This is a genomic window from Pseudomonas sp. NIBRBAC000502773, from assembly GCF_006517195.1.
Taxonomy (GTDB): Bacteria; Pseudomonadota; Gammaproteobacteria; order Pseudomonadales; family Pseudomonadaceae; genus Aquipseudomonas; species Aquipseudomonas marginalis.
In genome coordinates, this window is sequence record NZ_CP041189.1 from 4,231,006 (window position 1) to 4,253,238 (window position 22,233).

26 protein-coding genes, 5 tRNA genes and 1 pseudogene are annotated in these 22,233 nt (G+C 60.2%); 21 read left to right on the forward strand and 11 right to left on the reverse strand.

The features are described from left to right. Positions 1 to 104 precede the first annotated feature (104 nt). The gene (gene ispH, locus NIBR502773_RS19430; RefSeq protein WP_027606852.1) at positions 105 to 1,052 is read left to right on the forward strand and encodes a 4-hydroxy-3-methylbut-2-enyl diphosphate reductase; all 948 of its coding nucleotides are present in this window, start codon (positions 105 to 107) and stop codon (positions 1,050 to 1,052) included. Here the strand turns inward: ispH and NIBR502773_RS19435 are convergent. Continuing rightward, positions 1,006 to 1,587, reverse strand: a complete 582-nt coding sequence (locus NIBR502773_RS19435; protein WP_141156717.1) for a GspH/FimT family pseudopilin — start codon at positions 1,585 to 1,587, stop codon at positions 1,006 to 1,008. The genes ispH and NIBR502773_RS19435 overlap by 47 nt on opposite strands. A 203-nt stretch (positions 1,588 to 1,790) precedes the next feature. Between NIBR502773_RS19435 and pilV the strand changes: the two genes are divergently transcribed. The 5 genes from pilV to thiO all read left to right on the forward strand — a co-directional run bounded on the left by pilV (position 1,791) and on the right by thiO (position 5,097). Then, on the forward strand, positions 1,791 to 2,276 hold the full coding sequence (pilV, locus tag NIBR502773_RS19440) for a type IV pilus modification protein PilV (protein WP_177414148.1): 486 nt from the start codon (positions 1,791 to 1,793) through the stop codon (positions 2,274 to 2,276). After that, positions 2,273 to 2,974 carry a prepilin-type N-terminal cleavage/methylation domain-containing protein gene (locus tag NIBR502773_RS19445; RefSeq protein WP_141156719.1) on the forward strand — a complete coding sequence of 234 codons (702 nt, stop codon included), beginning with the start codon at positions 2,273 to 2,275 and terminating at the stop codon, positions 2,972 to 2,974. The genes pilV and NIBR502773_RS19445 overlap by 4 nt, the downstream gene beginning before the upstream one ends. Before the next feature lie 46 nt (positions 2,975 to 3,020). Next, entirely contained in the window at positions 3,021 to 3,512 is a 492-nt protein-coding gene (locus NIBR502773_RS19450; RefSeq protein WP_373682351.1) for a PilX N-terminal domain-containing pilus assembly protein, read from the forward strand. An 11-nt stretch (positions 3,513 to 3,523) separates the two neighbouring features. Further along, positions 3,524 to 3,925, forward strand: coding sequence for a type IV pilin protein (locus tag NIBR502773_RS19455; RefSeq protein WP_092358820.1), 402 nt, complete (start codon positions 3,524 to 3,526; stop codon positions 3,923 to 3,925). Positions 3,926 to 3,987: 62 nt separating this feature from the next. Then, positions 3,988 to 5,097, forward strand: a complete 1,110-nt coding sequence (gene thiO / locus NIBR502773_RS19460) for a glycine oxidase ThiO (RefSeq protein WP_141156721.1) — start codon at positions 3,988 to 3,990, stop codon at positions 5,095 to 5,097. Here thiO and NIBR502773_RS19465 read toward each other — a convergent pair. Next, positions 5,084 to 5,317 carry a PP0621 family protein gene (locus NIBR502773_RS19465; protein ID WP_027606845.1) on the reverse strand — a complete coding sequence of 78 codons (234 nt, stop codon included), beginning with the start codon at positions 5,315 to 5,317 and terminating at the stop codon, positions 5,084 to 5,086. The two genes, thiO and NIBR502773_RS19465, sit on opposite strands and share 14 nt — an antisense overlap. A 126-nt stretch (positions 5,318 to 5,443) precedes the next feature. After that, entirely contained in the window at positions 5,444 to 6,469 is a 1,026-nt protein-coding gene (locus NIBR502773_RS19470; protein ID WP_115486598.1) for an outer membrane protein assembly factor BamD, read from the reverse strand. Positions 6,470 to 6,618: 149 nt separating this feature from the next. On the opposite strand from NIBR502773_RS19470, the gene rluD reads away from it, so the two are divergent. The 7 genes from rluD (at position 6,619) to NIBR502773_RS19505 (ending at position 11,731) form a co-directional block, all read left to right on the forward strand. Continuing rightward, positions 6,619 to 7,581, forward strand: coding sequence for a 23S rRNA pseudouridine(1911/1915/1917) synthase RluD (gene rluD / locus NIBR502773_RS19475; protein ID WP_032886184.1), 963 nt, complete (start codon positions 6,619 to 6,621; stop codon positions 7,579 to 7,581). Next, positions 7,578 to 8,303: a peptidoglycan editing factor PgeF gene (gene pgeF / locus NIBR502773_RS19480; protein WP_141156722.1), complete on the forward strand. Its 726-nt coding sequence runs from the start codon at positions 7,578 to 7,580 to the stop codon at positions 8,301 to 8,303. Before rluD ends, pgeF begins: the two co-directional genes overlap by 4 nt. Positions 8,304 to 8,449: 146 nt before the next feature. Continuing rightward, positions 8,450 to 11,014 (forward strand): ATP-dependent chaperone ClpB, encoded by a 2,565-nt coding sequence (gene clpB, locus NIBR502773_RS19485; RefSeq protein WP_141156723.1) that lies wholly within the window; start codon positions 8,450 to 8,452, stop codon positions 11,012 to 11,014. A 303-nt stretch (positions 11,015 to 11,317) separates the two neighbouring features. Further along, positions 11,318 to 11,393 (forward strand) — tRNA-Asn (locus NIBR502773_RS19490). 9 nt (positions 11,394 to 11,402) lie between these two features. Further along, positions 11,403 to 11,479: transfer RNA gene (locus tag NIBR502773_RS19495), tRNA-Pro, on the forward strand. 5 nt (positions 11,480 to 11,484) lie between these two features. Further along, positions 11,485 to 11,560: transfer RNA gene (locus NIBR502773_RS19500), tRNA-Lys, on the forward strand. A 94-nt stretch (positions 11,561 to 11,654) separates the two neighbouring features. After that, positions 11,655 to 11,731, forward strand: a tRNA-Pro gene (locus NIBR502773_RS19505). Positions 11,732 to 11,859: 128 nt separating this feature from the next. Here NIBR502773_RS19505 and NIBR502773_RS19510 read toward each other — a convergent pair. From NIBR502773_RS19510 to NIBR502773_RS19520, 3 genes are read right to left on the reverse strand one after another with little or no spacing between them, the layout of a single operon-like run. Next, positions 11,860 to 13,158: an NAD(P)/FAD-dependent oxidoreductase gene (locus NIBR502773_RS19510; RefSeq protein ID WP_065924079.1), complete on the reverse strand. Its 1,299-nt coding sequence runs from the start codon at positions 13,156 to 13,158 to the stop codon at positions 11,860 to 11,862. Positions 13,159 to 13,218: 60 nt separating this feature from the next. After that, a complete protein-coding gene (locus NIBR502773_RS19515) occupies positions 13,219 to 13,392 on the reverse strand; it encodes a DUF3094 family protein (protein ID WP_043293437.1) in 174 nt (57 codons plus the stop codon). A 54-nt stretch (positions 13,393 to 13,446) separates the two neighbouring features. Continuing rightward, positions 13,447 to 14,076 (reverse strand): DUF1780 domain-containing protein, encoded by a 630-nt coding sequence (locus NIBR502773_RS19520; protein WP_027604891.1) that lies wholly within the window; start codon positions 14,074 to 14,076, stop codon positions 13,447 to 13,449. A gap of 104 nt (positions 14,077 to 14,180) precedes the next feature. Between NIBR502773_RS19520 and NIBR502773_RS19525 the strand changes: the two genes are divergently transcribed. From NIBR502773_RS19525 to NIBR502773_RS19535, 3 genes are all read left to right on the forward strand, one after another. Further along, a complete protein-coding gene (locus tag NIBR502773_RS19525) occupies positions 14,181 to 14,648 on the forward strand; it encodes an FAD/FMN-containing dehydrogenase (RefSeq protein ID WP_141156724.1) in 468 nt (155 codons plus the stop codon). Next, positions 14,645 to 15,334, forward strand: coding sequence for an energy-coupling factor ABC transporter permease (locus tag NIBR502773_RS19530; protein WP_141156725.1), 690 nt, complete (start codon positions 14,645 to 14,647; stop codon positions 15,332 to 15,334). The genes NIBR502773_RS19525 and NIBR502773_RS19530 overlap by 4 nt, the downstream gene beginning before the upstream one ends. A 75-nt stretch (positions 15,335 to 15,409) precedes the next feature. Next, entirely contained in the window at positions 15,410 to 15,625 is a 216-nt protein-coding gene (locus NIBR502773_RS19535) for a hypothetical protein (RefSeq protein WP_003171680.1), read from the forward strand. On the opposite strand, the gene yacG is transcribed toward NIBR502773_RS19535, so the two are convergent. The 4 genes from yacG to NIBR502773_RS19555 are packed head-to-tail and all read right to left on the reverse strand — an operon-like array spanning position 15,622 to position 18,510. Beyond that, entirely contained in the window at positions 15,622 to 15,822 is a 201-nt protein-coding gene (yacG, locus tag NIBR502773_RS19540) for a DNA gyrase inhibitor YacG (protein ID WP_027604888.1), read from the reverse strand. The two genes, NIBR502773_RS19535 and yacG, sit on opposite strands and share 4 nt — an antisense overlap. Beyond that, positions 15,819 to 16,442, reverse strand: a complete 624-nt coding sequence (gene coaE / locus NIBR502773_RS19545) for a dephospho-CoA kinase (protein ID WP_115486604.1) — start codon at positions 16,440 to 16,442, stop codon at positions 15,819 to 15,821. The genes yacG and coaE overlap by 4 nt, the downstream gene beginning before the upstream one ends. Next, positions 16,439 to 17,305 carry an A24 family peptidase gene (locus NIBR502773_RS19550; protein WP_141156726.1) on the reverse strand — a complete coding sequence of 289 codons (867 nt, stop codon included), beginning with the start codon at positions 17,303 to 17,305 and terminating at the stop codon, positions 16,439 to 16,441. The genes coaE and NIBR502773_RS19550 overlap by 4 nt, the downstream gene beginning before the upstream one ends. After that, positions 17,302 to 18,510, reverse strand: a complete 1,209-nt coding sequence (locus NIBR502773_RS19555) for a type II secretion system F family protein (protein WP_141156727.1) — start codon at positions 18,508 to 18,510, stop codon at positions 17,302 to 17,304. The genes NIBR502773_RS19550 and NIBR502773_RS19555 overlap by 4 nt, the downstream gene beginning before the upstream one ends. Positions 18,511 to 18,712: 202 nt before the next feature. Here NIBR502773_RS19555 and NIBR502773_RS19560 point away from each other — a divergent pair, with 202 nt between their 5' ends. The 5 genes and pseudogenes from NIBR502773_RS19560 to NIBR502773_RS31155 form a co-directional block, all read left to right on the forward strand. Beyond that, positions 18,713 to 19,123, forward strand: a complete 411-nt coding sequence (locus NIBR502773_RS19560; RefSeq protein WP_141157855.1) for a pilin — start codon at positions 18,713 to 18,715, stop codon at positions 19,121 to 19,123. 35 nt (positions 19,124 to 19,158) lie between these two features. Then, positions 19,159 to 20,559, forward strand: coding sequence for an O-antigen ligase (locus tag NIBR502773_RS19565; RefSeq protein WP_141156728.1), 1,401 nt, complete (start codon positions 19,159 to 19,161; stop codon positions 20,557 to 20,559). Between the two features lie 48 nt (positions 20,560 to 20,607). Next, positions 20,608 to 20,680: transfer RNA gene (locus NIBR502773_RS19570), tRNA-Thr, on the forward strand. A 150-nt stretch (positions 20,681 to 20,830) separates the two neighbouring features. After that, the gene (locus NIBR502773_RS19575) at positions 20,831 to 21,136 is read left to right on the forward strand and encodes a DUF6388 family protein (RefSeq protein ID WP_027604882.1); all 306 of its coding nucleotides are present in this window, start codon (positions 20,831 to 20,833) and stop codon (positions 21,134 to 21,136) included. A gap of 21 nt (positions 21,137 to 21,157) precedes the next feature. Next, positions 21,158 to 21,247 (forward strand): annotated as a pseudogene (locus NIBR502773_RS31155) (outer membrane lipoprotein carrier protein LolA); the annotation flags it as partial. 7 nt (positions 21,248 to 21,254) lie between these two features. Here the strand turns inward: NIBR502773_RS31155 and nadC are convergent. Continuing rightward, a complete protein-coding gene (gene nadC / locus NIBR502773_RS19580; RefSeq protein WP_027604881.1) occupies positions 21,255 to 22,103 on the reverse strand; it encodes a carboxylating nicotinate-nucleotide diphosphorylase in 849 nt (282 codons plus the stop codon). Positions 22,104 to 22,233: the final 130 nt, after the last annotated feature.

The window sequence follows — 22,233 nt, forward strand, 5'->3', positions numbered from 1 at the left end:
CCCGATCTAAAATGTGGGAGGGGGCAAGCCCGCTCCCGCGTTTGGTCGTCATTGTCAGTTCAGTAGCATCAACTCTGGCCCAAGCGCCAGACACGAGGCACAGCATGCAAATCAAACTCGCCAACCCCCGTGGCTTCTGCGCCGGCGTGGACCGGGCGATCGAAATCGTCAACCGCGCCCTGGAAGTCTTCGGGCCGCCGATCTATGTGCGCCATGAGGTCGTCCATAACAAGTTCGTGGTCGAAGACCTGCGCGCACGTGGCGCCATCTTTGTCGAAGAGCTGGAGCAGGTGCCGGACGACGTCATCGTTATCTTCAGCGCCCACGGTGTTTCCCAGGCCGTGCGTACCGAAGCGGCTGGCCGTGGCCTGAAAGTATTCGACGCCACCTGTCCGCTGGTCACCAAGGTACATATCGAGGTCGCGCGCTACAGCCGTGATGGTCGCGAATGCATCCTGATTGGCCATGCCGGCCACCCGGAAGTCGAAGGCACCATGGGCCAATACGACGGCAGCAATGGTGGCGCCATCTACCTTGTGGAAGACGAAAAAGACGTCGCCAGCTTGCAGGTTCACAACCCAGAGCGTTTGGCATTCGTGACCCAGACCACCTTGTCCATGGACGACACCAGCCGCGTGATCGACGCGCTGCGCAGCCGTTTCCCCGCCATTGGTGGGCCACGCAAGGACGACATCTGCTACGCCACCCAAAACCGCCAGGATGCAGTCAAACAGTTAGCCGATGAATGCGATGTAGTGCTGGTGGTCGGCAGCCCTAACAGCTCCAACTCCAACCGCCTGCGCGAATTGGCCGAACGCATGGCGACACCGGCGTATCTGATCGACGGCGCTGAAGATATGCAGCGCAGCTGGTTCGATGGTGTCGAGCGTATTGGTATCACGGCGGGCGCTTCGGCCCCGGAAGTCCTGGTGCGTGGCGTCATCCAGCAGTTGCATGCGTGGGGTGCTACGGGCGCCGATGAGTTGGCAGGTCGTGAAGAGAACATCACTTTCTCCATGCCCAAGGAGCTGCGGGTTCGCTCGCTGCTCTGAATGCCAGGGTGCCGGAGTAACTTCGGCACAACGCCTGTTCGGCTCTATCGCTGCGCAGGCTGATGCGCCCACTGGGCGCCAGCACCACCTGGTACAGGCTCTGCACCGAGTCCGTAGCGCATATATGTACAGTGCCCGCACGAAAACCTCCCCCAACAAATACCGGTTCGCCCAACCCGCTGAAGCGTACCTGGCTTTTGACCGGTCCATTCCCGACGATCGGTACCCGACCGCTGCCCTGGCGCTCCAGTAACACCGGGTTGTCGTCGTCCAGATGGCCACGCCCGCTAACATCCAGCACGACCCGCCAACCCTGGCTCCAGTCATCGTCCAGTGCGTGGATGACCACCGCCCGGTTACGCGTGATGGCTTCAGTGCGCGCGAAGCGAAATCCGCTCGTCAGTGATTGCGCCGCGCTTTGTCGCTGCTGTGATTCCAGCAGGCCGATGAAATTGGGCGTAGCCAGATGCGCCAGGATGCCGCTCACGATCAATCCGAGAAGCAGTTCTATCAGGGTGAAACCTCGTTGTTTCATAGGTCGTCCCTCCGTGGACGGGTGTACATATCGGGTTGAAACATAGGTATAGCGTCCGGTTCGACGTGTCGAATGATGGCCTTCATGTCCAAAGTATTTCCCTTTGTTCCGTGACCTGCACCGTCGAAAAACTGACGCTAGTCTTGGTTCGCACAGCAGGGTTTTCCTGCTTTTTTCGGCCTTCGACACGGATGACGACGGTAATGCCCGCTTGCCTGAAAACCTGTTTTCCCCTGATTTTTCCTCGGTACCAAATCGGCATGACATTGATCGAAGTGCTGGTTGCGGTGCTGATTCTCGCCGTCGGGCTGTTAGGGGCCGTGATGCTCCAGCTCAACGCCCTCAAATACACAGACAGTTCGAGAATGACCAGCCAGGCCAGTTTCATCGCCTACGATATGCTCGACCGAATCCGTGCCAATTCCGGTGCCGACTACTCGTTGCGCCGTGGCACTCGAGCGTCGGCCAGTACCGCAACCACCAACGTACGTGATGTGGATCTGCATGACTTTGAAGCCAATATTCGCGGTTTTGCCGGGGAGAGCGGCAAAGGCTCTGTGGTGGTCAGTGCAGATGAAGTGACCGTCAGTATCAGTTGGGATGACAGCCGGGGTGCAAACACCCCCGGCGCGAGGGAAACCTTCACCCTGACCAGTCGCCTCGACAATGAGCCGGGGGTGATGCAATGAGGCATCGGGGTAGAGGTTTCAGCCTGGTGGAATTGTTGCTGGCCCTGGCCGTCGGTTTGGTGCTGGTGCTTGGCGGGAGTCAGGTGCTGATCAATTCACGAGCGACCGACGCCAGCCAGCAGGCGGCCATGTTGCTGCAGGATGATGCGCGGTTTGTGCTGGGCAAGATGATCCAGGACATTCGCCAGACGGGCATGTTTGGCTGTTTGGCCACGGCCTTTATCGAGAACGCCCCGCCAGCCTTTGAAAGGCCTGTCAGCTGGAATGCCGGGGGCAGCTCAAAGTCGCTGACGCTGGTCACCGCCGATGTCGGCGACGGCAGGCCTGATTGGACGGTGCTCTCCGACTGCACGGCTACCGCTCAAGCCTATTCAGGCAGCTCACCTGCGCCTGCTCCCGGGCAGATTCGTTTTGCGATTCGGCAACTGACCTACACCTTCGAGGCGGGCCAGTTGAAAGTCAGCACGCTTGCCGCGCCGGCCAAGGCTGTGTTGGTGGATAACGTAAAGGCTTTCGATATCAGTTTCGGCGTGGCTGCCAGCCCGGCGTCAGTTCGGGTTGTGCGTTATGACGCTATCCCGACCGATGAGTCCTTGATCCGCAGTGTGCGCATCCGCATGACGTTGCAAGACCCGACGGGGCGGGTAAAAGATCAAACCTACAGCGTCGTGGCGGCGCTGCGAAACCGTGTGGGGTAGGGCGACCATGGTGCTTGCTGAGGGTGTTTCTTTGCGGCAGGGAGGAATGGTCCTGCTGATAAGCCTGGTGTTTTTGCTGCTGTTGTCGTTGATCGGCCTGTCTTCGATACAGGGGGCGGTCACCCAGCAAAAGATCGCCGGTAGCCTGTGGCACCGCAACCAGTCGCTGCAAACCGCAGAAAGTGGTTTGAGGCTGGGAGAGCAAGGTGTGAGGCGAAAGGGCGCGGCCTTGCCGCAGTGTCAGTCGATCGCTGCCTGTGGGCCACCGGATGAAGCGTTTTCGGTGGTGGGTGCCGGGCCCCATCCAGTGTCATCGGTTAACTGGGTTGCCATCAAGGGTGGGCTCTACGGTATTCAGTCCCTGGGGCCGGGTGTAGGGCTGCCGCATGTGCCGACGCAAACCCTGGCGACGTTGTACCGGATAACAGCGGTCGGGCTCAGCGGCCAGTCGCGCACGGTTTTGGAGAGCGTATATGCGCGAGTGGAGGAGGAGAGTGGCGCGCGGTTTCGGCGGGTTTCGTGGCGGCAACTTCAATAAGGAGCAATGGAATGGGCATGGACAGCCAGGGGTTTACCCTGATCGAGCTATTGATCGCCGTAGCGATCATCGCGTTTCTGGCCGGAATCGCTTACCCCGGGTACACCGGCCATGTGAAAAAGGTCTATCGCGCGGAAATCGTCGCACTGTTGACCGAGCAGGCTCAACACCTGGAGCGGTTTCATATGAGGAACGGCACTTTTATTGACGCAAGCGGCGTCAGTACGGGCAATGATCGCTATAGAATCACCGCAGCGTTGAACCCCCAGGATTTCTACCTGGTTGCTACACCGGGCGCCGATTCGTTGATGGCTGGCGACCCTTGCGGTGACTTCAGCCTGGACAGCAGCGGTGCGCGGGGCAATCCGGGGGCGGCACCTGAAATGTCGCGCCAGACATGCTGGGGGCAGTGATGCGGGTGCTGGATGATTGGGCGCCGGGCGCGTTTATTCCTATTTATCGACTGGATCAAATGATGGCTAAGCAACAGCAAGTGGTGATTGTCGGTGGCGGAGTCATCGGCTTGTTGACGGCGTTCAATCTGGCGACCCAGGGGCAGGCTGTGATCCTGCTGGAGCGTGCCGGTGTGGGGCAGGAGTCGTCATGGGCGGGCGGAGGGATTGTTTCGCCACTGTATCCGTGGCGCTATAGCCCGGCAGTCACAGCGTTGGCTCATTGGTCCCAGGATTTTTATCCGCAACTGGCTGAGCGGCTGTTTGCCGCTACCGGTGTCGATCCGGAGGTCCATACCACGGGGTTGTACTGGCTGGACCTGGACGATGAAACCGAGGCGCTGGACTGGGCTGCTCGTGAAGGTCGGCCTCTGAGCAAGGTCGATGTATCTGCCGCCCATGATGCGGTTCCTGTCTTGGGTGGCGGGTACTCCCAGGCGATCTATATGGCCAACGTGGCTAACGTGCGCAACCCACGCCTGGTCAAATCCCTGAAGGCCGCGCTATTGGCCCTGCCTGCCGTGACCGTTCACGAACAGTGCGCAGTGACCGGTTTTGTTCTGGATGGCGGCAACGTGGTGGGCGTGGATACGGCACAGGGGCCGATTCTGGGGGACCAGGTGGTGCTCGCAGCGGGGGCGTGGAGCGGCGAGTTGCTCGGCACCTTGGGCTTGGCGCTGCCGGTGGAACCGGTCAAGGGGCAGATGATTTTGTACAAGTGCGCCTCGGACTTCCTGTCGAGCATGGTCCTGGCCAAAGGGCGTTATGCGATCCCTCGGCGCGACGGGCACATCCTCATCGGCAGCACGCTGGAACATGAGGGGTTCGACAAGACGCCCACCGACACCGCGCTGGAAAGCCTCAAGGCCTCGGCTGTGGAACTGATTCCCGCCCTGGCCGACGCCGAAGTGGTGGGGCATTGGGCCGGCTTGCGGCCCGGCTCGCCGGAGGGCATCCCCTATATCGGTCGGGTGCCCGGCTTCAACGGGCTGTGGCTCAACTGCGGGCATTACCGCAACGGGTTGGTCCTGGCGCCGGCATCGTGCCAGTTATTTGTCGATTTACTCCTGGAGCGTGCGCCGATTATCGACCCGGCACCCTATGCCCCCGAAGGTCGGATCAACGCTGGATAGACTTCGGTCCTTGCTCCAGATGCGCCTGGGTGCAATACCACTCCTGGCGCGAACTCAGGGCGCGATCCTGCGGCAAGTGCACGCCGCAGTGTGCACAACGCACCATCAACGCTGCGCCGGGCTCGCTGGTGCGTTGTTGCCTGGCGGTCGGGCTTTTGAATTTGCGCCAGAACCATACCGCGGCAGCAATAACGGCAATCCAGAACAGAAGACGAAGCATGATGGGCGGTTTCTCGATAAGGAATGCGCCAGTTTAGCCAAGGACGTGGCAGGCGCACAGCGCAATAATCCTTGTCCATAAAAAAGGAGCCCCGAAAGGCTCCTTTTTTACGTTGCGTCGACAGACTCAGTCGAACACACCGAAGGTCATGTAGCTGAACCATGAGCGGTCCTGGTTGTTGCCCAGGGCCTGCGGCTCTTCTTCTTCGATCACGTCGCCGTTCTCGTCGTGCGGCTTGAGGTCTGAAGGAATGGCGTCCTTGGCATCCTGAAACTGTTTGATCACGTCCTGGTTGGCGCGGGTTTCGCCCGGCGGCAACGGCGGACGCGACTCGATCAGGCCCAGGGTGTACTTGCTCAGCCACGAGCGGTTGTCCGCTTCGGCCACCTGAGGCACGAACTGGCCGTCTTTCAGGCTCGGGTGATCAGGGTAGTTGAGCTTCAGGGTCTCCAGGCTGGTGCTGGCCAGCTCATCCAGATGCAGGCGCTGGTAAGCTTCGGTCATCACCGCCAGGCCGTCACCCACGGATGGGGTTTCCTGGAAGTTTTCCACGACATAACGACCACGGTTGGCGGCAGCTACATACGCCTGGCGGGTCAGGTAGTAGTGGGCCACGTGGATTTCGTAGGAAGCCAGCAGGTTGCGCAGGTAGATCATTCGCTGCTTGGCGTCTGGTGCGTAGCGGCTGTTTGGGTAGCGGCTGGTCAGCTGGGCGAACTCGTTGTAGGAGTCACGGGCGGCGCCCGGGTCACGCTTGGTCATGTCCAGCGGCAGGAAGCGCGCCAGCAGGCCGACATCCTGGTCGAACGAGGTCAGGCCCTTCAAGTAGTAGGCGTAGTCCACGTTCGGGTGTTGCGGGTGCAGGCGGATGAAGCGCTCGGCGGCGGACTTGGCAGCCTCCGGCTCGGCGTTCTTGTAGTTGGCGTAGATCAGCTCAAGCTGGGCCTGGTCGGCGTAGCGCCCGAACGGATAGCGCGACTCCAGGGCCTTCAGCTTCGCTGTGGCGCTGGTGTAGCTATTATTGTCCAAGTCTTTCTGTGCCAGTTGGTACAGCTCGACTTCGCTCAGGTTTTCGTCGACGACTTCCTTTGTTGACGAGCAAGCAGCAGTCATGGCGAGGATGGCGATCAGCAGCAGGTGTTTCACTTGCATGGCGGCTTGCGTCCCTATGACGGCCGCTGTCTTGGGCGGGGCCGTCCTGTTATGATGAGCGCCCCGTTGAAAGCCTCGGGGCAAAAGACGCCGTATTTAACCACAAGCGCGCAGCCGAAACCAAAGGCTGTGCCACGCCTAGTCTGAGCATGTCCGATAAAATTGAACTTCGCGCAGAGGTGCCGTCCGAATTGGGCGGCCAACGCCTCGATCAAGTCGCCGCACAATTATTCGCTGAGCACTCGCGCTCGCGCCTTTCCGCCTGGATCAAAGACGGCCGCCTGACTGTGGATGGAGCGGTTATCCGCCCGCGAGACATAGTCCATGGCGGTGCGATTCTTGAGCTGACTGCCGAGCAGGAAGCCCAGGGAGAATGGGTTGCCCAGGACATCGAGCTGGATATCGTCTATGAAGACGACGACATTCTGGTCATCAACAAACCCGCAGGCCTGGTGGTTCACCCGGCGGCCGGGCACGCTGATGGCACCTTGCTCAATGCCCTGCTGCACCACATCCCCGACATTATCAACGTGCCGCGTTGCGGCATCGTGCACCGTCTGGACAAGGACACCACCGGCTTGATGGTGGTGGCCAAGACCATTCAGGCGCAGACGCAACTGGTCACGCAATTGCAGAGCCGCAGTGTCAGCCGTATCTACGAGTGCATCGTGATCGGCGTGGTCGTGGCGGGCGGCAAGATCAATGCCCCGATCGGTCGCCACGGCCAGCAGCGCCAGCGTATGGCGGTGATGGAAGGTGGCAAGCAGGCGGTGAGCCACTACCGCGTGCTCGAGCGTTTCCGTTCCCACACCCATGTGCGGGTCAAGCTGGAAACCGGTCGTACCCACCAGATTCGCGTGCATATGGCCCACATCAACTTCCCGTTGGTGGGCGATCCGGCCTACGGTGGCCGCTTCCGCATTCCGCCTGCTGCGAGCCAGACCATGGTCGAATCGCTCAAGACGTTCCCGCGCCAGGCCTTGCATGCACGTTTCCTGGAGCTGGACCATCCGACGAGCGGTAAGCGCATGAGCTGGGAATCGCCACTTCCAGACGATTTTGTCTGGTTGCTGTCGCTACTCAAGCAGGATCGCGAGGCGTTTGTCGGATGAATGACTGGCTGATTCCTGACTGGCCCGCGCCTGTCGGGGTGAAAGCCTGTGTGACTACCCGTGCGGGCGGCGTCAGCCAGGCGCCGTTCGACAGCCTTAACCTGGGCGATCACGTTGAGGACAGCCTTGAGGCCGTCCTTGAGAATCGTCGTCGCCTTACCGAAGCCTTCGATATTCAGCCGGCCTGGCTGCGCCAGGTCCATGGCGTGGATGTGGTCGAGGCCGACCCTGGCCGCACCGCCGAAGCCGACGGTAGCTGGAGCAGCACCCCCGGCATCGCCTGCACCGCGATGACCGCCGATTGCCTGCCTGCGTTGTTCTGCAACCGTGCCGGCACTCGTGTGGCTGCGGCCCATGCCGGTTGGCGTGGGCTGGCGGCGGGCGTGCTGGAGGCAGCCTTCGAAAGCCTCGATGCAGAGCCCTCGGACGTCTTGGTATGGTTGGGCCCGGCGATTGGCCCGCAAGCCTTTGAGGTTGGCCCTGAAGTGCGTGAAGCGTTCATGCAGCAACTGCCGACAACTGCCGAAGCCTTCGCGCCAAGTCGCAATCCCGGCAAATTCATGGCCGACATCTATCAGTTGGCCCGCCTGCGCCTTGCTGCGCGGGGTGTCACCGCTGTTTATGGTGGTGGCTTCTGCACCGTGACCGACCCACGCTTCTTTTCGTACCGGCGCAGCCCCCGCACCGGACGTTTTGCCTCCCTTGTCTGGCTTGAACGCTAGACTCTGCTGATCTGGGTCAACGCTGATCCATATCAACCGCCGCTCGCTTGAATCTTCCAGAATCCACCCCATCTATAAGGGTATCTGGCAGGTTTCTTCATTCAGGATGTTTTATAGCTCCGGCCTGCTCAAAAGGAAGGTGACTAATGCGTATTGATCGTTTAACCAGCAAATTGCAGTTGGCCTTATCGGACTCCCAATCCTTGGCGGTGGGGCTTGACCACCCGGCCATTGAGCCTGCGCACTTGATGCAGGCACTCCTGGAACAGCAAGGTGGTTCTATCAAGCCCTTGCTGATGCAGGTGGGCTTTGATGTCAACAGCCTGCGCAAGGAGTTGAGCAAAGAGCTCGACCAACTGCCGAAAATCCAAAACCCTACCGGCGACGTGAATATGTCGCAGGATCTGGCGCGCCTGCTTAACCAGGCCGACCGCCTGGCCCAGCAGAAGGGTGACCAGTTCATCTCCAGTGAACTGGTGTTGCTCGCCGCCATGGACGAGAACAGCAAGCTTGGTAAGTTGTTGCTTGGCCAGGGTGTCAGCAAGAAAGCCCTGGAAAACGCCATCAACAACCTGCGTGGCGGTGATGCGGTTAACGACCCTAACCACGAGGAGTCGCGCCAGGCCCTGGACAAGTACACCGTCGACCTGACCAAGCGTGCCGAAGAGGGCAAGCTTGACCCCGTGATCGGCCGTGACGATGAAATTCGTCGCACCATCCAGGTTCTGCAGCGTCGCACCAAGAACAACCCGGTGTTGATCGGTGAACCTGGCGTGGGTAAAACCGCGATTGCCGAAGGCCTGGCCCAGCGCATCATCAATGGTGAAGTGCCGGACGGCCTTAAAGGCAAGCGCCTGCTGTCCCTGGATATGGGGTCATTGATCGCCGGTGCCAAGTTCCGCGGTGAATTCGAAGAGCGCCTGAAATCCCTGCTTAATGAACTGTCGAAGCAGGAAGGGCAGATCATTCTGTTTATCGACGAGCTGCATACCATGGTCGGCGCCGGTAAAGGCGAGGGCTCCATGGATGCTGGCAACATGCTCAAGCCCGCCTTGGCGCGGGGTGAGTTGCATTGTGTCGGTGCTACCACGCTTAACGAATATCGCCAGTATATTGAGAAAGATGCGGCCCTTGAGCGGCGTTTCCAGAAAGTCCTGGTGGAAGAACCGAGCGAAGAGGACACCATCGCGATCCTGCGGGGCCTGAAAGAGCGCTACGAGGTCCACCATAAAGTGGCGATCACCGACGGCGCGATCATTGCGGCGGCCAAATTGAGCCATCGCTACATTACCGACCGTCAATTGCCGGACAAGGCCATCGACTTGATCGACGAAGCGGCCAGCCGCATTCGCATGGAGATCGACTCCAAGCCGGAAGTGCTCGACCGCCTGGATCGTCGCCTGATTCAACTGAAAGTCGAGTCCCAGGCACTTAAGAAAGAAGAGGACGACGCGGCCAAGAAACGCCTGGAGAAACTTCAGGAAGAAATTCTCCGCCTGGAGCGCGAGTATTCGGACCTCGAAGAAATCTGGACCTCGGAAAAAGCCGAAGTACAGGGCTCTGCGCAGATCCAGCAAAAGATCGAGCAGTCGCGCCAGGAGCTGGAAGCCGCACGTCGTAAAGGCGATCTGAACCGCATGGCCGAGTTGCAGTACGGGGTGATCCCGGACCTGGAACGCAGCCTGCAAATGGTCGACCAGCACGGTAAGGCTGAAAATCAGCTGTTGCGCAGCAAGGTGACCGAGGAAGAAATCGCCGAAGTCGTTTCCAAGTGGACCGGCATCCCGGTGTCGAAAATGCTTGAAGGTGAGCGTGACAAGCTGCTGAAGATGGAGCACCTGTTGCACCAGCGCGTGATCGGCCAGGAAGAGGCGGTCGTGGCGGTGTCCAACGCGGTACGGCGTTCCCGCGCCGGTTTGTCCGACCCGAATCGTCCGAGCGGCTCGTTCATGTTCCTCGGCCCGACCGGTGTGGGTAAGACCGAGCTGTGCAAGGCCCTGGCCGAGTTCCTCTTTGATACCGAAGAGGCCATGGTACGGATCGACATGTCCGAATTCATGGAGAAACATTCGGTGGCTCGCCTGATCGGGGCTCCACCAGGCTATGTGGGCTACGAGGAGGGCGGTTACCTGACCGAGGCCGTGCGGCGTAAGCCTTACTCGGTGATCCTGCTGGATGAGGTCGAGAAGGCTCACCCGGACGTGTTCAACATCTTGCTGCAAGTGCTGGAAGATGGACGACTCACGGACAGCCACGGGCGCACTGTGGACTTCCGCAACACGGTGATCGTCATGACCTCCAACCTGGGCTCGGCGCAGATCCAGGAACTGGTAGGTGATCGTGAGGCCCAGCGCGCTGCTGTAATGGATGCGTTGACCACGCACTTCCGCCCGGAATTCATCAACCGGGTCGACGAAGTGGTGATCTTCGAGCCATTGGCGCGGGATCAGATCGCGGGCATCACCGAGATCCAGCTGGGGCGTCTGCGCGGTCGCCTGGCGGAGCGCGAGTTGTCGCTGGAACTGAGCCGCGAGGCGTTGGACAAGCTGATCGCGGTTGGTTACGACCCGGTGTATGGCGCACGGCCTCTGAAACGTGCGATCCAGCGCTGGATCGAGAACCCGCTGGCGCAGTTGATACTGTCGGGCAGCTTTATGCCGGGCACCAGCGTCGAGGCGACTGTGGAGAACGACGAAATCGTCTTCCACTGAGCCCGGATTGCACTGCAATAAGAGAAGGCCCTGTATCCCAGGGCCTTTTTTTTCGATAGGGCGTTGAACTGTAAGGCAAAGGCTTGTAAAGTGCGCCCCGCAGCAACGTCAGCCCACGGGTTTCTTCTCCCCAAGAAGAAATCAGAAAGAAGCGCAAATCATTGTCTTAAAAGCAATTTAAAGGGTTGACAGGGGTTTTTAAGATTGTAGAATAGCGCGCCTCAGAGACGCTAACGTAGCGATACGGACAGGGTCGAAGAGAAGGTTACACAGCAGTAAAAGTTGTACTTTGAAATATGTAGTTCCGTGATAGCTCAGTCGGTAGAGCAAATGACTGTTAATCATTGGGTCCCAGGTTCGAGTCCTGGTCACGGAGCCAATTTCAAACCGGGGTATAGCGCAGTCCGGTAGCGCGCCTGCTTTGGGAGCAGGATGTCGGGAGTTCGAATCCCCCTACCCCGACCATATTTGGGTCGTTAGCTCAGTTGGTAGAGCAGTTGGCTTTTAACCAATTGGTCGTAGGTTCGAATCCCACACGACCCACCATTTTTGAGACCAGTTAACGCTGGAATCGAATCTTAAGATCAGAGGCCAAAAGCGCTGATCGAAGAAGGCGACTGAAAGGTCGCCTTTTTTTTACCGGGGTATAGCGCAGTCCGGTAGCGCGCCTGCTTTGGGAGCAGGATGTCAGGAGTTCGAATCCCCTTACCCCGACCATATTAAAAATCCTCGTATCGAAAGATACGGGGATTTTTTTTGCCTGGAATTATCTCAAGTCCAACACACAACCAATGTGGGAGGGTGCAAGCCTCCCACATTGGCCAGTCCCACAAGGGATCCTGTTGTTAGTGAAGTTTCAGGCGCGGTTCAGTCCCGCGTCCGATCTTGCTGCCCAGCATCAGCATCGCTGTGCGGAAGAAACCATACAGCGCCATCTGGTGCATGCGGTACAGCGACACATAGAACATCCGCGCCAGCCAGCCCTCCAGCATCACGCTGCCGGTCAGGTTGCCCATCAGGTTACCCACCGCCGAGAACCGCGACAGCGAGATCAGCGACCCATAGTCGGTGTACTTGTACGCCGGCAGGTCCTTGCCCTCGATACGCAGTTTCAATGACTTGGCCAGCAACGAGGCCTGTTGGTGCGCGGCCTGGGCCCGTGGCGGCACATTGCGGTCGGTGCCCGGTTGCGGGCACGCGGCGCAGTCGCCAAAGGCGAAGATGTTTTCATCACGGGTGGTTTGCAGCGTCGGCAGCACTTGCAGTTGATTGATGCGATTGGTTTCCAGGCCATCGATGTCCTTGAGGAAAGCCGGGGCACGGATCCCGGCGGCCCACACCTTGAGACTGGCAGGAATCACCTGGCCACTGCTGGTGATCAATGCGTCGGCGGTCACTTCGCTGACCGCTGAGTTAGTCAGCACCGTCACCCCGAGCTTCTCCAGAGTTTTATGTACAGGCCCGCCAATCCGCTCCGGCAAGGCAGGCAGTACACGAGGGCCGGCTTCGATCAGGGTGATGTGCATGTTTTCCGGCTTGATGCGGTCCAGGCCGTACGCCGCCAGCTCGTGGGCCGCGTTATGCAGCTCTGCGGCCAGCTCGACGCCCGTTGCGCCCGCACCGACGATGGCGACGCTGATCTTTTCCACCACATCGGTCTGCCCGGCATGGGCGCGCAGGTAGTGGTTGAGCAGCTGTTGGTGGAAACGCTCGGCCTGCTTGCGGGTATCGAGGAACAGGCAGTGCTGCGCCGCGCCCTCGGTGCCGAAATCGTTGGTGGTGCTGCCTACCGCAATCACCAGGCTGTCATAGCCCAGCACGCGTGCAGGCACCAATTCGCGGCCTTCTTCGTCGAGGGTGGCGGCCAGCTGGATTTTCTTCTGTTCGCGGTCGAGCCCGCTCATGCGCCCCAGTTGGAACTCGAAGTGGTTCCATTTGGCCTGGGCGACGTAATTGAGTTCGTCTTCCGAAGAGTTCAGTGAGCCGGCAGCGACTTCGTGCAGCAAAGGCTTCCAGATATGGGTGAGGTTGGCGTCCACCAGCGTGATGCTGGCGGTGCCGCGCTTGCCCAGAGTCTTACCCAGGCGGGTAGCCAACTCCAGGCCGCCGGCGCCGCCGCCGACGATAATAATACGATGGGTCATGGGGGTATCTCGCAAGGCTAAAGGAAATCGGAGCAGTTACCCCCGCGAGCGCCAGGCAGCTCATAGCGTCAGGTAACTCAAAAGGCGGCTCAGCAGGCCGAGCCCGATCACCACCACCAGCACCACACCAAGGAGCAGCCACGGCCGGAAAGGCCTGCGCTCGACTCGGTTCTGGGAGAGTTGCAGGTACTCTTCGACATGCTGTTGGTCGTCGGGGTTCAGGCGGCTGGTCATATAAGGCCTCGTCAGGTAGACGTTGCAAAGGGGCGCCACGTTACAGCGAGGGGATCAGAGGCTGATGCCCACGTCGAACACTATGCTGCGCCCCAGGTTGTTGCGCAAGAAATCCGGCGCGTCCGGGTGGGCGAACAGCACCCGGGCAAACGTCGGTCCCACCAGCGACAGCGAGCGCCAGCCCTGGCGCAAGTATTCGGTGGGTGGGGGAAAGTGGCTGTTGAGGTCGAGCACTTCGCGCTTGAGGCTGGTGAACGCGACGATATCCAATTCGCCCAGGTCCATCCCACGCTCTTTGTAGTTGTGGGCCTTCTTGCGCAATGTGGGCGCCAGGCGCAGCAGGAATTCATGGGCGGGGATGCGCCGCGGCTTGGCTTCGCGCCGCACCAGCTGGCTCAGGGAGAATGCACTGCGTCGACGCAACAGTTCGTCACGCCATTCGTCGTTCAGGCGGCGCCCTTCATCGAGTACGAAAAACACCTCGAAACTGGCATCGCGAAACAACACATCGGGCGGTTCTTGCCCGGCGGGGTGAAACTCTTCGGCGCGATAGGGCACATTCAAGCCTTGCAACAGGCGCTGGCAGACCCAACGCTCACGTTCCCATTTGCGGGCATTGGACAGGAACGCATTGGCTTGTTCGGCCGCTACGGTGAGCAGGCGCAAATAATCTGAGTCATCCATACCTGCAGCTTAGCGTCCAAATGATGACCGCAGGAAGTCCTGCTGCAAAGGCCAGGGTGTAGACTGGCCTTTCAAGCGTAATTCCCCCGAATAAGGAGCGTGCAGTGAAGTGTCTGGTGGTGCTGTTGCTGAGTCTTTTGCCGGTATGGGCACAGGCTGTTGAAGTGGGCGAACGCCTCGCTCCCTGGACCTTGCTCGATCAATTCGACCAAGCCTATACCCTCGATAACCAGGCACGGATTCTGTTGGTGGCGCGCAGCATGGACGCGGCCAAGCTGGTCGACGCGGCGCTGCAAGGCCAACCTGCAGGCTACCTCGAAGCGCGGCATGCCGTGTTCGTCGCTGACATCCAGCGCATGCCTCGACTGATCGCCAAATTGTTCGCGGTGCCGGCCATGCAATCCTACAACTACCGGGTCATGCTGGACCGTGACGCACGTATCGCCCCGCGTTATCCCGCGGCGGCGGATAAAGTGCTGTGGCTGCAGTTGGATAACGGTAAGTTGGTTTCCCAACATGAATACGGCACCGCTGTCGAATTGCGCCAGGCCCTGGAGCAGGTGAAGCCGTGATCAGTGCCGCAGTGCTGGCGCCCACAACCCTCGGCATCGGCTGGCTGTTGTATGCACCGGTACTGCTGTGGGCGATCCTGCGTTCGCCCTGGGTCGAGTTGTTTGCCGACCGGCGGCGCCAGCATTTGCTGTTCGGTACGGTGTTCGCACTGTTCATGTTGTGGCTGGTACGACGGGATTTCGATACCGGCGTGTCCTACCACTTTATCGGTATGACCGCCGTAACCCTGCTGTTGGATTGGCCCCTGGCCATCGTCGGTGGTTTTGCCGCCCAGATCGGGTTGATGCTGCTTGGGCGCCAGGACCTGGCAGCCCTTGGCATCAATGGCCTGCTGCTGGTCGTGCTGCCGGTGCTGGTCACCGAGGGCTGTGCGCTTGTGGTCGAGCGAGCGCAGCCACGCAATCCCTTCATGTATATCTTCTGCTCCGGTTTTTTTGCTGCCGCACTGTCGGCCTTGGTTTGCCTGCTGCTGGGGTTGGGATTGTTGTGGTTCGACGGTCGTTTTGCCATGCCGGAATGGCTGGAGGATTTCGTCGGCTACCTGTGGTTGATCATCTTCCCCGAAGCCTTTATCAACGGCATGGTGATCAGCGCCCTGGTGGTGTTTTGTCCGGAATGGCTAGAGACATTCAACCGCACACGCTACCTCTCGGCGCCCTGGAAGGATGACGAATCGCAGCGTTGACCCAGATCAAATCCCGCGCAGCCGAGCAGGCCCATGCTCTGCGAAATTTTCCTAGGCAAGGCGGGAGCACGAATCATGAGTGTGTACGAGTGGGCACGGCAGGAGTTGCGCAGGAGCCAGGATGCGGCGCAGGAAATCGGTTTCGACCCGGGCTTGACTCTGCGCGCGATGCTCAGCGCGGTGGTGCAGCAGAGCAAGGGCGTACGCAGTTTCGAAGACCTGGCCGACGAGCTGCAATACCTCGCAGAAAACCTCGACGACCAGCAGGAATACGCCTTTATGCGGCCTTAGTGGCGCGGCGGCAGGTCTTCGGAAAACAGCTCGTCTTCGGCATCCGGCGCCACGGGGATCTTGTGTTCCTCGGCGGCCCACGCGCCCAGGTCGATGAGCTTGCAACGGTCCGAGCAGAACGGCCGGTTAGGGTTGGCTGCATTCCATTCCACGGGTGCACCGCAGGTTGGGCAGTCGACGGTCAAGGGTTGGCTCATGATCGGCCTCCACGCAAAGTAAGGTAAAAGTGGTGCAGTCGCTCGACCTCGCTGTGCAGCCAGGCGAGATCCTGGTCATTGACCAGCACGTCATCGGCATGGTTCAGGCGGTCTTCACGGCTGGACTGTGCCTTGAGAATTGCCTGAACCTGTTGTTCGCTGATGCCGTCGCGCTGCAGGGTACGCTGAATCTGCAGCGATTGCGGCACGTCGATCACCAGGATGCGCTGGGTCATGCTGTACTGGCCGGATTCGATCAGCAGCGGGGACACCAGGATCGCGTAAGGCGAGCGGGCGCGAGCCAGGTGACTGCGAATCTCCTCGCCAATCAACGGGTGCAGCAGGGCCTCCAGCCAGCGGCGCTCTTCGGGCACCTCAAAGATCAGCTTGCGCAGCGCAGCGCGGTCCAACTGGCCGTCAGGCTGCAATACGCCAGCACCAAAATGCTCGGCGATGCGGACCAGCGCCGGCCGGCCGGGTTCGACCACCCAGCGCGCGGCGTGATCGGCGTCCACCAGGTCAATGCCCAGGTCGATAAAGTGTTGGGCTGCCGCACTTTTGCCGCTACCGATGCCACCGGTGAGGCCAAGAATCCAAGGTGTTGCAACAGGAGTGGTCATCTGAAACCGACAGACTGCAAATAGAAGTCGGTTATTTGACCACCCCAGAGCAATGCAATCCAGCCGGCAATTGCCAGATACGGACCAAACGGCATCGGCGTGGACGCCAGGGTCTTGCGCAGGCGCATCAGGATCAACCCGACAAACACCCCCACCAGCGACGACATCAACAGTGTCATCGGCAATATCTGCCAGCCGCCCCAGGCGCCGAGCAAGGCCAGTAACTTGAAATCACCGTGGCCCATACCGTCTTTGCCGGTGACCAGCTTGAACAGCCAGAACACGCTCCACAGGCTCATGTAGCCGATCACGGTGCCCCATAGTGCGTCGGGTAATGTCGTCAGTAATCCAAAACTGTTGACGATCAGGCCCAGCCACAGCAATGGCAGCACCAGAACATCCGGGAGCAACTGGTGGTCTGCGTCGATCAGGCTCATTGCCAGCAACCCCCAACTCAACACCAGCACCGCTGCGGCCTGCCAGCCAAAGCCGAAATGCCAGGCGACCCAGGCCGAGATCAACCCGCAGGCGAGTTCCGTGAAAGGGTAGCGGGGGCTGATGGTTCCCTGGCAATGGGCGCAGCGCCCCCTGAGCATCAGGTAGCTGAGCAGTGGGATATTTTCCCACGGCCGGATGGGATGGTCACAGTGTGGGCAGCATGAGTTGGGGTGCATCAGGTTGTAGGTCGGCCCGCCAGGTTCGGCAGGCAAGCCGAGCACTTCATGGGCCTGGGCACGCCATTCCCGTTCGAGCATTTTTGGCAGGCGCCAGACCAGCACGTTGAGGAAACTGCCGACGATCAGCCCCAGTACCAGCGCGACTGTGACAAAGGCCAATGGGTGCTCGTTCAGCAGCAGGCTCAAAATGCACTCCCCAGTTGGAAGACCGGCAAGTACATGGCGATGACCAGCGCGCCGACAATGCCCCCCAGCACCACCATGATCAACGGTTCCATCAGGCTGGTGAGGTTGTCGACCAGGTGGTCCACGTCAGCCTCATAATGGCTGGCGACCTTTTCCAGCATGTGTTCCAGCGTGCCCGACTCTTCGCCGATCGCCGTCAGTTGGATCGCCATGCCGGGAAACAGGCCGCTGTTGAGCATGGATTGATTCAGTTGCATTCCGTTGGATACATCGTGACGCATATGTTCGATTGCCTGTTTGAACGGGCCGTTTCCCACGGCGCCCGCGACTGAGTCCAATGCCTGTACCAGTGGAACACCGGCGGCAAAGGTCGTGGAGAGCGTGCGGGCGTAGCGGGCCACGGAGGATTTTGTCAGCAGTTTGCCTGCCAGGGGCGCTTTCAACAAACCGGTGTCCAGCCAGCAGCGAAACCCCGACGAGGTCCGATAGGCCTGGCGCAGTCCAGCGGCTCCCGCGACGATGCCCAATACCAGCATCCACCATGCGTGCTGCATGAACGCCGACAGGGCGATCACGTGCAAGGTAAATGCCGGCAGTTTGCCGTCGACTCCGGCGAACAGGGCCTGGAACTGCGGCACCACGTGGACCAGCAGTATGCCGGTGACCAGGCTGGCAACCACCAGGACAGCAATGGGGTAGGTCATGGCCTTTTTGATCCTGGCCTTGAGCTGCTCACTCTTTTCCCGATGGATCGCCACCCTCTCCAGCAGTGTCTCAAGCGCCCCGGCCTGTTCGCCGGCGGCCACCAGGTTGCAGTACAGCTCATCGAAATGACGCGGTTGTTTGCGTAATGCCTCAGCCAGGCTGCTGCCGGCGGCGATCGCCTGTTTAAGTCCCAGCACCTGCTCACGCACAGCGCGATTGTCGACGCCTTCGCTGATGATGTCGAAGGCTTGCAGGAGTGGAACTCCAGCCTTAAGCAATGCAGCCAGTTGGCGCGTGAACAGCGTGATGTCAGCCGCTTTGACTGATGGGGTGAGGCTTGGCAGCAGCGGGGATTGCTTGCGCACACGACCGGGGCTGATCCCTTGCTGGCGCAGTTGTGCCTTGACCAGGGCAGCGTTGTGCCCCTTGGTTTGCCCGGACACCCTGCGCCCTTTACGGTTGATACCTTCCCAGGCGTAAATCGTTGAAGCGTTGTCCATGTCGCGGTTCCGCATACAGGCTGTCGAAGATTTATAGCTTAGTCAGGTGACGGATTCGGGCATGCCGATGGCGGGGGATAAAAATGTCAGAATGTGCGTCTTGAGCGCGATTGGCCGCTTGCGGGTGAGTACACTGGCGCCGTTGCAAAAACGGGGTGCAGGACGCGCCTTGTCATGAGTTCTATTCGGGAGAGTGAATGTGATACGTCAGAAAGGCTTTACCTTGATCGAGTTGTTGATCGTCGTGGCAATCATCGGCATTTTGGCCACCATCGGCCTGCCCATGTACACCACCCACCAGGCCAAGGCCAAGTTCACTGCCGGCCTGGCAGAAATTGCCGCGTTGAAGGCCGGTTACGAAGACACCATCAACCAGGGCACCGTACCTACCGTGGCCTTGATCGGCGGCACCAGCCCTACGGCCAACTGCAGGATCGATGTGGCAGGCGATGTGGCCACGGGGGCGGGCTCCATCAGCTGTGAAATACTCGACGCACCGGCACCGGTGCTGGGCAAGACCATCACCCTGGTCCGCAGCGTCACCGGCTGGAAGTGCGCGACGACCGCTGAAGCGAAATATGCCAGCAAGGGCTGCGGCACCGACGGCGCGTAACTGCTAAACCATCCACAGGGAAGTAGAGGTGGCCGATGGTGTTATCCGTACAGCAGCGAGGCGGTGTTTTCCTGGTAGCAGCGGTGTGCCTGTTGAGTGTCGGGATTTGTGCGCCGTTCGGCGGGCATGATCTACAGCGTGTCATGCAAATTGCCATCGGGTTTTGCGCGGTGCTGTATGGGTTATCGGTTACCTCCACTGAACCTTGGGTAGACAGGCCCACTGCCTGGGGCGTGGTGCTGGTTGTGGTGCTGGGCCTGCTGTCGTCGGCGCGGGCCCATCAGCCGCTTTGGGCCCTTACCGAAGTGGCGCTGTTTGTCAGCTGCGCGGCGATTGCTGTCGCCTTTGCCCAGCTTCGTCGTCACGGCGGCGAGCCTTTGGATCGCGTGCTGATCCTGGTTGTGGTGTTGCTGTGCCTGATCAAGTCGCTCCAGTATCTGTATGCCGGTACGCTGGCGTTCACCAGCGGCGAGCGCATGCTGGATCCTGACCGACTGCTCTCCGGCTTTTCCAACAAGCGTTTCTACGGACAGTTTCAGACATTTACCTTGCCATTGCTGGCGCTGCCTTTACTGATACCCAATGTCTCCCGCGCCTTGCGGGGGATGGTGTTTGCGTTGCTGTGTGTCTGGTGGATGATCGCAATCAGCGGCGGTACGCGGGGTACCTGGCTTGGCATGGGCGTGGCGGGCGTGATGTTGGCGCTGCTTGGGCCCTGGGGGCGTCGCTGGCTGGGTTGGCAGTCGGCCGCAGCGTTGATTGGGCTGTGGCTGTATTGGCTGGTATTCACGGGACTGTCGGATTACCTGGGGATTGCGCTCACCAGTGATGCTGGAGATCGCCTCACCACCTCGCTGTCGGGACGGGGCCCGATCTGGTGGCAGGCGTGGTACATGCTCATCGAGCGCCCGTGGCTTGGTTTTGGGCCGATGCATTTTGCCGATATTGCCAACAGGATTGCCGCTCATCCCCATCAGGCGATTCTGCAATGGGCCAGCGAATGGGGTGTGCCCTCGGCGCTGTGCGTGGCGGTGTTGGCATGGCGAGGCGGCTGGGCCGTGTTGGCTGTGCTGCGCGAGCGAGCGCTGTCCGCCGCGCGGGTTGACCTGCTGCGCTTGTGCCTGTTCGCGGCGTTGGTGGGGGCGCTGGTGCAGTCCATGGTCGATGGCGTGATAGTGATGCCCAACTCCCAGGTCTGGTTGGCGCTGGTGGTGGGCTGGCTGATGGCGCTGCATGAGCTGCGCACGCCAGCAAGCGCTGCGCTGCCGTTTGCCCGCAGGCTATGGAAAGCCTTGGCTGTGTTGGCCATTGGTCTGTTGGTGTTTATCGCGGTGCGCGATGTGCCTCACCTCCAGCAAGCCCAAAAACAGTACCTGGGCGATGAAGGTCGTCACCTGCAACCACGCTTTTGGGCCCAGGGGGTGATTGCCCGTTGAAGGGCGCAAGTTGCCGGACGCCTGATGCGGTGCTAGCTTTAGCCCACCGCCCGTGTAGCTCAGTTGGTAGAGCAGCGCACTCGTAACGCGAAGGTCGCAGGTTCGATTCCTGTCTCGGGCAAAAAGGCAATACTGCTTCAAAGGCAATGTTTTCAGATGATCCCAGAATGGTTCTGAAGGCCAGACGAGTTGGCACGTGTGCCGGCTCTTTTGTATCTGCGCAACCTTGATGACCCAGATGCATCCCCATTCCTCGATCTAAGAGAACGACATGACCACGACTGAAATGACCCAAGAAGTTCGGCATCAAGCAGCCCTCGAAAAATACCTTGAGGAATCGCCGCAGCTCAAAGAAGAGATCAAGGACCTGAGCGCCGATGATCAGCGCGACCAGATCCAGTGGGCGTTTGAGGACGAGGCCGAGAGCCAGGGCTTCCAGCCTTGGGAACTGACCCTCAAGTACACCTCGACGCCGGAAGAGTTCGAAGCGGCACGGCTGGCCTTGCACAAAGAGGCGGCCGAGGTGCTGGGTGTCGAATGGGAAGAATACTGCGAGATGAACGACCTGGTCGTTTAAAAGCAGCTTGTAGGAGCGAGCTTGCTCGCGAAAATCGCTAACGATGACGCGGGCTGCCTGGTTCCCTGCGGCGTTCTCAGGTTTTTCGCGAGCAAGCTCGCTCCTACAGTTAAGGTGCTCAGATACTGAGGCGCATCGACAAATCCACCGCCTTCACATCCTTGGTCATCGCACCAATGGAAATGTAGTCCACCCCCGTCTCCGCGATAGGCAGCAGGGTGCTTTCATTGATCCCGCCGCTGGCTTCCAGCTTGGCCTTGCCGCCATTCAGGCGCACGGCTTCACGCATATCTTCCAGGCTCAACTCATCAAGCATGACGATGTCGGCGCCCGCCGCCAGCGCTTCGCGCAGTTCGTCCAGGCTCTCCACTTCGATTTCCACCGGCTTGCCGGGTGCGATCTTGTGGGCGGCGCTGATGGCTTGGGCAATCCCGCCGCTGGCAGCGATGTGGTTTTCCTTGATCAGGAACGCATCATACAAACCGATACGGTGGTTGTGGCAGCCACCGCAGGTCACCGCGTATTTCTGCGCGAGGCGCAGGCCGGGCAGGGTTTTTCGAGTGTCCAGCAGCTTGACCTGGGTGCTGGCGACAAAATCCGCCAGGAACCGGGCGCGTGTGGCGACCCCGGAGAGTAACTGCAGGAAGTTCAGGGCAGAGCGCTCGCCACTGAGCAGCGAACGCGCCGGCCCCTCCAGGTGGAACAGTGCCTGGTTGGGGCTGACGCGTTCGCCGTCGGCCACCTGCCAGTGCACGGCGACCCGTGGGTCCAGTTGGCGGAATACGGCATCCACCCAAGCAGTGCCGGCGATGACTGCGGCGTCGCGGGTAATGATGGTGGCCGTGGCCAGCCGTTCGGCCGGGATCAACTGTGCGGTGATGTCGCCGCTGCCGATGTCTTCCAGGAGCGCGCGGCGCACGTTGGCTTCGATTTCAGCGGTGAGGTCGGCAAGACGGAGGTTCGGCATAACAGGCTCCACAAACAAAGTGTCCCGATTATAGGGGCAGCGTGCGTTTGAACCCAGGCTCACCACTCATTTACAGCGCAATGTCAGAGTTTGCTGGCGCAACGGCACTCATTTGCAAGATAATCTCGCG

Coding starts and splice junctions, on each gene's coding strand:
- ispH (WP_027606852.1), top strand. CDS start 105: ATGCAAATCAAACTCGCCAACCCCCGTGGCTTCTGCGCCGGCGTGGAC.
- NIBR502773_RS19435 (WP_141156717.1), bottom strand. CDS start 1,587: ATGAAACAACGAGGTTTCACCCTGATAGAACTGCTTCTCGGATTGATC.
- pilV (WP_177414148.1), top strand. CDS start 1,791: ATGCCCGCTTGCCTGAAAACCTGTTTTCCCCTGATTTTTCCTCGGTAC.
- NIBR502773_RS19445 (WP_141156719.1), top strand. CDS start 2,273: ATGAGGCATCGGGGTAGAGGTTTCAGCCTGGTGGAATTGTTGCTGGCC.
- NIBR502773_RS19450 (WP_373682351.1), top strand. CDS start 3,021: ATGGTCCTGCTGATAAGCCTGGTGTTTTTGCTGCTGTTGTCGTTGATC.
- NIBR502773_RS19455 (WP_092358820.1), top strand. CDS start 3,524: ATGGGCATGGACAGCCAGGGGTTTACCCTGATCGAGCTATTGATCGCC.
- thiO (WP_141156721.1), top strand. CDS start 3,988: ATGGCTAAGCAACAGCAAGTGGTGATTGTCGGTGGCGGAGTCATCGGC.
- NIBR502773_RS19465 (WP_027606845.1), bottom strand. CDS start 5,317: ATGCTTCGTCTTCTGTTCTGGATTGCCGTTATTGCTGCCGCGGTATGG.
- NIBR502773_RS19470 (WP_115486598.1), bottom strand. CDS start 6,469: ATGCAAGTGAAACACCTGCTGCTGATCGCCATCCTCGCCATGACTGCT.
- rluD (WP_032886184.1), top strand. CDS start 6,619: ATGTCCGATAAAATTGAACTTCGCGCAGAGGTGCCGTCCGAATTGGGC.
- pgeF (WP_141156722.1), top strand. CDS start 7,578: ATGAATGACTGGCTGATTCCTGACTGGCCCGCGCCTGTCGGGGTGAAA.
- clpB (WP_141156723.1), top strand. CDS start 8,450: ATGCGTATTGATCGTTTAACCAGCAAATTGCAGTTGGCCTTATCGGAC.
- NIBR502773_RS19510 (WP_065924079.1), bottom strand. CDS start 13,158: ATGACCCATCGTATTATTATCGTCGGCGGCGGCGCCGGCGGCCTGGAG.
- NIBR502773_RS19515 (WP_043293437.1), bottom strand. CDS start 13,392: ATGACCAGCCGCCTGAACCCCGACGACCAACAGCATGTCGAAGAGTAC.
- NIBR502773_RS19520 (WP_027604891.1), bottom strand. CDS start 14,076: ATGGATGACTCAGATTATTTGCGCCTGCTCACCGTAGCGGCCGAACAA.
- NIBR502773_RS19535 (WP_003171680.1), top strand. CDS start 15,410: ATGAGTGTGTACGAGTGGGCACGGCAGGAGTTGCGCAGGAGCCAGGAT.
- yacG (WP_027604888.1), bottom strand. CDS start 15,822: ATGAGCCAACCCTTGACCGTCGACTGCCCAACCTGCGGTGCACCCGTG.
- coaE (WP_115486604.1), bottom strand. CDS start 16,442: ATGACCACTCCTGTTGCAACACCTTGGATTCTTGGCCTCACCGGTGGC.
- NIBR502773_RS19555 (WP_141156727.1), bottom strand. CDS start 18,510: ATGGACAACGCTTCAACGATTTACGCCTGGGAAGGTATCAACCGTAAA.
- NIBR502773_RS19565 (WP_141156728.1), top strand. CDS start 19,159: ATGGTGTTATCCGTACAGCAGCGAGGCGGTGTTTTCCTGGTAGCAGCG.
- NIBR502773_RS19575 (WP_027604882.1), top strand. CDS start 20,831: ATGACCACGACTGAAATGACCCAAGAAGTTCGGCATCAAGCAGCCCTC.
- nadC (WP_027604881.1), bottom strand. CDS start 22,103: ATGCCGAACCTCCGTCTTGCCGACCTCACCGCTGAAATCGAAGCCAAC.